A 6,888-nucleotide genomic window follows, 5' to 3' on the forward strand; every position below is an offset into this window, starting at 1 on the left:
ATTAGCTAATCGTTACCTGCGATGACCTGGCACACAGCTCTGCCAGTCCGACCCCCGTGACCGGGGAAACTGCGCCCTCCTCCGTGACGATCGCCGTGACCAGCTCCGGCGGTGTGATGTCGAACGCGGGGTTGTACGCCGGGGTTCCCGCCGGTGCCACGAGCAATCCGCCGATGCCCCCGCCTGCCGCCCCGATCTGCGGGAATGTGAGCTCCGTCACTTCATTGTCCGGTCGCTGCTCCACGGTGATCGATGTCCCGTCCGCGGTGTCCAGATCCACGGTCGTGGTCGGCGCCACCACGATGAACGGTACGCGGTGGTATTTCGCGAGCACAGCCAGCGGATAGCTTCCCACCTTGTTCGCCACCGATCCGTCCGCGGCGATGTGGTCCGCCCCTATGAGCACGGCATCCACCTCCCCCGCAGCGAACAGCGAACCTGCGGCGCTGTCCACGAGCAAGCTGTACGGCATGCCATTGCGCGCCGCCTCGTACGCGGTCAGCCGGGCACCCTGCAGCAGCGGACGCGTCTCGTCCACCCACAGCCGACGCAGCCGCCCCTTCCGATGTGCCCCGAGCGCCACCGCGAAGGCAGTGCCCTCACCACCCGAGACGAGCGCCCCCGTATTGCAGTGGGTCAGCAGTCGATGCCCACCACCGGGCAGCAGTTCGTCCAGAAGTGCGAGCCCGTACCGCGCCATACGCCCGCTGGCCTCGGCATCCTCCCGGTGCAGTGCCCTGGCCTCGGCGAGCGCAACCGCCGCAGCCCGCTCCGGATCCTCCTCCATGGCCGCCCGGTACGCCCCGGCAGCCCGCCGCACCCCGTAACCGAGATTCACCGCGGTGGGCCGCGCCCGCTCCAGCAATTCTGCGGCCTCCGCCACGTCGTCTCCCCGCACCGCTGCCAGAGCCACGCCGTAGGCCCCTGTGATGCCCAGCAACGGCGCCCCGCGCACCGCCAGCGTCCGGATCGCCTGCACCAGCGCGGGCACATCGGTGCACACCAGCTCGGCCTCCTCGGCAGGCAGCCGAGTCTGGTCGAGGAGCACCAGTACGGGGCCTTCCGGAAGCTCGTCCCAGCGAAGTACGGGGAGCGCGGGAGGCCCGCTGCCCACCGACGATTGCGCATCCTGATCAGCCATCCGCCCAGTCTGCCCGGTGAGCCACCCACAAATGAAGGTACGAAGGAGATACAGGGCCAGGCCCGTAACGGAGCAACGCGTGGCACGATGGCTGCCAACCTGCCGCGCCGATGAGCGGACAGGACCGTGAAGGAGCGAGAATGAACGACACTCCGGGCTGGGCCTCGCCCGGATCTGCCCCCTCCGAGGGTCAGGGGGCGGGCGTACCCCGGCCTTCCGAGCCCGTCGCCGGCAGTGGCCTGGCAGGGAACTGGTCTCCCACGCAGCCGCCCACAGGGCAGTGGTCCCCACCGAGCACTCCCGGCACAGGTCCCGGCGCACCACCCCCCGCCCCTGGCTGGGGCGGCGGACCTCAGGGCCCTGGCTGGGGCGGTGGGCCGCACGGCTCCGGCTGGAGGCAGCCGCCCGTCGCGGCCAAACCCGGTGTCATCCCGCTCCGGCCACTCGGCGTCGGCGAGATCCTCGACGGCGCGGTCTCCACGATGCGCGCCCACTGGCGCACGGTCCTCGGAATCACGCTGACCGTGTCCGTGATCGCCCAGATCGCGATCATCCTCGTGCAACGCTACCTGCTGCCGGAACCCGCAGCGATCGACCCGAACGCCACCGGTTCGGAGGCACTCCGGCAATCCGCCGACGCGGCTCAGTCGGCGCTGGTCAACAGTGTGCCGCCGCTGCTCATCACCATGATCACCACGCTGATCACGACATCCGTGCTGGCCGCGGTGATCAGCCGCTCGGTGCTGGGCCGCCCGGTGACGCTCTCCGACACATGGGCCGAGGCCCGACCCCGGCTTGCTCAGCTGCTGGGTCTGCCATTGCTGCTGGCCTTGATCAGCGCCGCCATCATGGCGGTGGGCATGCTGCCGGGCATGCTGGTCGGCTCCGCCGCAGGCGCCGGGCTCGTCGTCATCGGACTTATGGTCGCCTTCGTCGTCGTCATCTGGCTGATGGTCCGCTTCTGTCTCGCCTCGCCGGCGCTGATGTTGGAGCGACAATCGATCACGACCTCCATGCGCCGCTCCGCGAAGCTGGTCAGGGGCGCATGGTGGCGGACCTTCGGCATCCTGGCGCTCACCTGGCTGCTGACCCTCATCGTGAGCGTGATCATCGCCATCCCGTTCAGCGTCATCGCGATGGCCGTGGACGGCGACGGCATCGACTCCTTCCTCACGGACGCCTCCATGGACTTCGGCTGGCCGTTCCTGATCGTCTCCGGCATCGGTCAGGTGATCACCGCAACGATCACCTACCCGCTCTCCGCTGGTGTGATGGCCCTGCTCTACATCGATCAGCGCATCCGCCGCGAGGCACTCGACCTCGAGCTCGCCCGGGCAGCGGGCCTGCCCGGATACGACACCAGGAGCTGATGCCGTGTCGGGGGCGGGGGGCACAACAGCAGCACGGCTACTCATCCACGCGAGCAGTGACATACCTGTGGACACTCCACGTGTCCCCGCCCGCGAGGCCGCGAAGCACGAGCTGTCCAAACCGATATACCACGAGAACGATCCCAACCTCCTCCAGCGCGGCCTCGACCGACTCTGGGGCTGGATCGGCGATCTCCTGAACACAGCCTCCGACGCCGCACCGGGCGGCCCGCTCGGTCTTGTCGTGCTCGTACTGGTCGTCATCGGCCTGGTCGCCGCACTCTGGTGGAGGCTGGGCACCCCGCACCGCACCGTGCGTTCCGCAGACGCCCTCTTCGACGACAGCCCCCGCAGCGCGGCCGAACACCGGACGGCCGCCGAGGCCCACGCAGCCGCCCACCGCTGGAACGAGGCGGTCCAGGAGCGCATGCGCGCCATCGTCCGCTCCCTGGAGGAGCGCGCCCTGCTCGCCCCCCGCCCCGGGCGCACCGCCGACGAGGCCGCCGCCGAAGCGGGCCGTCCACTGCCCGCACACGCCACGCGACTCCACGCCGCCGCCAGAGAATTCGACGATGTCACATACGGCGGCCGAACCACGGACCAGCAGGCGTATCTGGACGTACGAGCTCTGGACCTCGATCTTGACACCGCCAAGCCTCTCCTGACAGCCGCGGCCCAGGGAGCAGCCGAATGACCGAGGTCACCGCCGCCCCCACCACCTCGGCATCCCTCGCCCCGCACCAGATCTGGATCCGCACCCGCGGTCTGCTGCTCGCCCTCCTCGTACTCGTCGCTGCCGGAATCACTCTGGCGGCCATGCGCTCCGGAGACCAGCACGGCCGCCTCGACCCCCGTTCCGCCGACCGCTACGGCAGCCGGGCCGTCGCCGAACTCCTCAAGGCGCGTGGCGTCTCCGTTCACGTGGTCACCACGCTCGACGAAGCCACGGCCCAGGCCGGCCCTGAAACCACGCTGCTCGTCACCTCCCCCAATCTGCTGACAGCGCACCAGCAGAGCAAACTCCGTGCTACGACCGCCCACTCGGCCGGCCGCACCGTTCTTCTCGCGGCGGGCCCTCCGTCCGCGGGCACGCTGGTCCCCGGTGTCCGCGCGGAGTCCGCCGGCCCGGTAGCCACCCGCGCCCCTCAGTGCTCCCTGGCCGCCGCCCGCAACGCCGGCGACATCGAAACGGGAGGCTTCCACTACGCCTCGAACGGCCTCGCCAACACCATCGCCTGCTTCCCGAGCGACGGCCTCCCCACCCTGCTCCTGGTCGAACAGGGCGCGGGTGACACCGTTCTTCTCGGTTCTCCCGACCTTCTCTACAACGACCGGCTCGGAAACCAGGGCAATGCCTCCCTGGCCCTGCAACTCCTCGGTTCCCGCCCGCATCTGGTCTGGTACCTCCCCTCGCTCACTGATACCTCTGCTGCCACCGAGAACGGCGGGGACGGCGGCAATGGCGCCCACGACGACCGCAGCTTCGTCGACCTGATCCCCCGGGGCTGGCTGTGGGGCACCCTGCAACTCGCACTGGCCGCCGTACTCGCCGCGGTCTGGCGCGCCCGTCGTCTGGGCCCGCTGGTGGCCGAGCGGCTGCCCGTAGCCATCCGCGCCTCCGAATCCACCGAGGGCCGAGCCCGCCTCTACCGCAGGGCGAACGCCCGTGACCGGGCCGCCGACTCACTGCGCGCCGCCGCCCGCACCCGTATCGCCCCACTCATCGGCGTCTCCCCACGCGATGCCCACTCCCCCGCAACACTCGTCCCTGCAGTTTCCGCCCGTCTCAGCACCACCGGCAGCGACCTCCAAGCCGTGCTCTTCGGGCCCGCCCCGTCCGACGACGCCGCTCTTGTACAGCTGGCAGACCAACTCGACACCCTCGAAAGAGAGGTACGCACGTCATGAGCGTCCCGCCCTCAGAGCCCGCCGGGACTACCGAGACCGTCGGGCACGGCGACACAGCCCGCGCATCCCTGGAAGCGCTGCGCTCCGAGATCGCCAAGGCCGTGGTCGGCCAGGACCCGGCAGTCACCGGGCTTGTCGTAGCTCTGCTCTGCCGAGGCCATGTCCTCCTCGAAGGCGTCCCCGGCGTGGCCAAGACCCTCTTGGTCCGGGCTCTCGCGGCCTCACTCGAACTCGACACCAAGCGTGTCCAGTTCACCCCCGACCTGATGCCGAGCGACGTCACCGGCTCACTGGTCTACGACGCCCGCACGGCACAGTTCTCCTTCCAGCCCGGGCCTGTCTTCACCAACCTGCTTCTCGCCGACGAGATCAACCGCACCCCTCCCAAGACGCAGTCCTCCCTCCTGGAAGCGATGGAAGAGCGCCAGGTCACCGTCGACGGAACCCCTCGGCTGCTGCCCGAACCCTTCCTCGTAGCCGCCACCCAGAATCCGGTCGAATACGAGGGCACCTACCCGCTCCCCGAGGCCCAACTGGACCGGTTTCTCCTTAAACTGACGGTGCCATTGCCGTCCCGCGACGAGGAGATCAACGTCCTCACCCGTCATTCCGACGGCTTCAATCCGCGCGACCTCCAGTCAGCGGGCATCCACCCCGTCGCCGGCCCGGCCGATCTGGAAGCCGCCCGCAACGCAGTCGCCCAGACCAAGGTCTCCCCCGAGATCGCTGGCTATGTCGTCGATATCTGTCGTGCCACGCGTGAATCCCCCTCGCTCTCCCTCGGTGTCTCTCCCCGAGGCGCCACCGCGCTGCTGTCGACCGCCCGTGCCTGGGCCTGGCTCACCGGCCGTGACTACGTCATTCCGGATGACGTGAAGGCCCTGGCACTCCCCACGCTTCGCCATCGCATCCAACTGCGGCCCGAGGCGGAGATGGAGGGAGTCACCCCCGACTCCGTCATCACCGCAGTCCTCGCCCACGTACCCGTACCCCGATGAGGCGGTAACCGTGGCCCTCACCGGACGTACCGCCTTGCTGGCCGCCCTGGGGTCACTCCCCGTAGCCGCCCTGGCCCCCAGTTGGACAGGCATGCTCGCGGTCAACGCACCGCTCTCCCTAGCGATTCTGTGCGACTATGCCCTGGCCGCGCCAGTGCGAACGCTTCAGTTCACCCGATCCGGTGACACAACCGTTCGACTCGGCGAGGCCGCCGAAGTGCAACTCACCGTAACCAATCCTTCCCGTCGCCGCCTGCGGGCACACCTCCGCGACGCCTGGCCGCCCAGCAGCTGGCCCACCGGCACGGAGCAGGCCTCGTCCCGTCACACGCTGACGATCCCGGCGGGGGAACGCCGCCGGTTGACCACCCTCCTGCGTCCGACACGGCGAGGTGACCGCCGAGTCGAACGCGTCACCGTGCGCTCGTTCGGACCTCTAGGGCTTGCGGCCCGCCAGGGAAATCACGAAGTCCCGTGGACGGTACGTGTCCTGCCACCCTTCACCAGCCGCAAGCATCTGCCATCCCGCCTCGCCAGGCTCCGCGAGCTGGACGGCCGCACCAGCGTCCTCACTCGTGGAGGGGGCACGGAGTTCGACAGCCTGCGTGCCTACGTGCCCGGTGACGACACGCGCTCCATCGACTGGCGCGCTACAGCACGTCAGTCCGCCGTCGCAGTGCGAACGTGGCGCCCCGAGCGGGACCGTCACATCCTCGTCGTCCTGGACACCGGCCGTACTTCGGCGGGTCGTGTCGGTGACGTGCCCCGTCTCGACGCCGCTCTGGACGCGGCCCTGCTCCTCACAACGCTTGCCACTCGTGCGGGCGACCGCGTGGATCTGCTCGCCTACGACCGCCGCATCCGCGCCCAGGTCCAGGGCAGGTCCGCGGGAGAAGTCCTGCCGGCCATGGTGAATGCCCTGGCGCCGGTCGAACCCGCACTCGTGGAAACGGATGCCCGGGGACTCAGCGCTGCCGTTCTTGCCAACGCTCCTCGTCGCTCCCTGATCGTGCTCCTCACCGGTCTGGACGCGGCGCCCGTAGAAGAGAGCCTGCTCCCTGTCCTCCGCCGACTGACCCAGCGCCACACGGTGCTGGTGGCTTCAGTGGCCGACCCGCACATCGAACAGATGGCAGAAGCCAGGGGCACCGTGGACGCGATCTACGAGGCCGCAGCCGGCGCACAGGCCCAAGCACGGCGACTCCGCACCTCAGAGCAGCTCCAGCGCCACGGCGCGGTGGTTGTCGATGCCACCCCGGACAACCTCGCCCCGGCTCTCGCCGACGCCTACCTGGCTCTCAAGGGAGCGGGTCGCCTCTGACCGACCGCTCGCGTCAAAGAATTCACTCATCGGGAAAGGGCCCTCCCGACGGACCGTGAACGCAGAAAAGCCCCGTGCCACAAGGGCACGGGGCTTTCCCGTAAAAGGAGTTCGGCGGCGTCCTACTCTCCCACAGGGTCCCCCCTGCAG

6 protein-coding genes are annotated in these 6,888 nt (G+C 69.5%); 5 read left to right on the top strand and 1 reads right to left on the bottom strand.

The window, feature by feature from the left end; all coding sequences use genetic code 11:
* Position 1 precedes the first annotated feature (1 nt).
* On the bottom strand, positions 2-1,141 hold the full coding sequence (gene mtnA / locus ACIPEK_RS41910) for an S-methyl-5-thioribose-1-phosphate isomerase (protein WP_402007548.1): 1,140 nt from the start codon (positions 1,139-1,141) through the stop codon (positions 2-4).
* Between the two features lie 140 nt (positions 1,142-1,281).
* Between mtnA and ACIPEK_RS41915 the strand changes: the two genes are divergently transcribed.
* The 5 genes from ACIPEK_RS41915 to ACIPEK_RS41935 are packed head-to-tail and all read left to right on the top strand — an operon-like array spanning position 1,282 to position 6,738.
* Entirely contained in the window at positions 1,282-2,511 is a 1,230-nt protein-coding gene (locus tag ACIPEK_RS41915; RefSeq protein ID WP_402007550.1) for a glycerophosphoryl diester phosphodiesterase membrane domain-containing protein, read from the top strand.
* A gap of 4 nt (positions 2,512-2,515) precedes the next feature.
* Positions 2,516-3,205 carry a DUF4129 domain-containing protein gene (locus ACIPEK_RS41920; protein ID WP_402007552.1) on the top strand — a complete coding sequence of 230 codons (690 nt, stop codon included), beginning with the start codon at positions 2,516-2,518 and terminating at the stop codon, positions 3,203-3,205.
* On the top strand, positions 3,202-4,419 hold the full coding sequence (locus ACIPEK_RS41925) for a DUF4350 domain-containing protein (RefSeq protein ID WP_383079796.1): 1,218 nt from the start codon (positions 3,202-3,204) through the stop codon (positions 4,417-4,419). Before ACIPEK_RS41920 ends, ACIPEK_RS41925 begins: the two co-directional genes overlap by 4 nt.
* On the top strand, positions 4,416-5,417 hold the full coding sequence (locus ACIPEK_RS41930; protein ID WP_402007554.1) for an AAA family ATPase: 1,002 nt from the start codon (positions 4,416-4,418) through the stop codon (positions 5,415-5,417). The genes ACIPEK_RS41925 and ACIPEK_RS41930 overlap by 4 nt, the downstream gene beginning before the upstream one ends.
* A 10-nt stretch (positions 5,418-5,427) precedes the next feature.
* Positions 5,428-6,738, top strand: a complete 1,311-nt coding sequence (locus tag ACIPEK_RS41935; protein ID WP_402007556.1) for a DUF58 domain-containing protein — start codon at positions 5,428-5,430, stop codon at positions 6,736-6,738.
* Positions 6,739-6,888 lie beyond the last annotated feature (150 nt).

It is taken from the genome of Streptomyces sp. NPDC088246 (assembly GCF_044741025.1).
GTDB lineage: Bacteria > Actinomycetota > Actinomycetes > Streptomycetales > Streptomycetaceae > Streptomyces.

Coding starts and splice junctions, on each gene's coding strand:
- mtnA (WP_402007548.1), bottom strand. CDS start 1,141: ATGGCTGATCAGGATGCGCAATCGTCGGTGGGCAGCGGGCCTCCCGCG.
- ACIPEK_RS41925 (WP_383079796.1), top strand. CDS start 3,202: ATGACCGAGGTCACCGCCGCCCCCACCACCTCGGCATCCCTCGCCCCG.
- ACIPEK_RS41930 (WP_402007554.1), top strand. CDS start 4,416: ATGAGCGTCCCGCCCTCAGAGCCCGCCGGGACTACCGAGACCGTCGGG.
- ACIPEK_RS41915 (WP_402007550.1), top strand. CDS start 1,282: ATGAACGACACTCCGGGCTGGGCCTCGCCCGGATCTGCCCCCTCCGAG.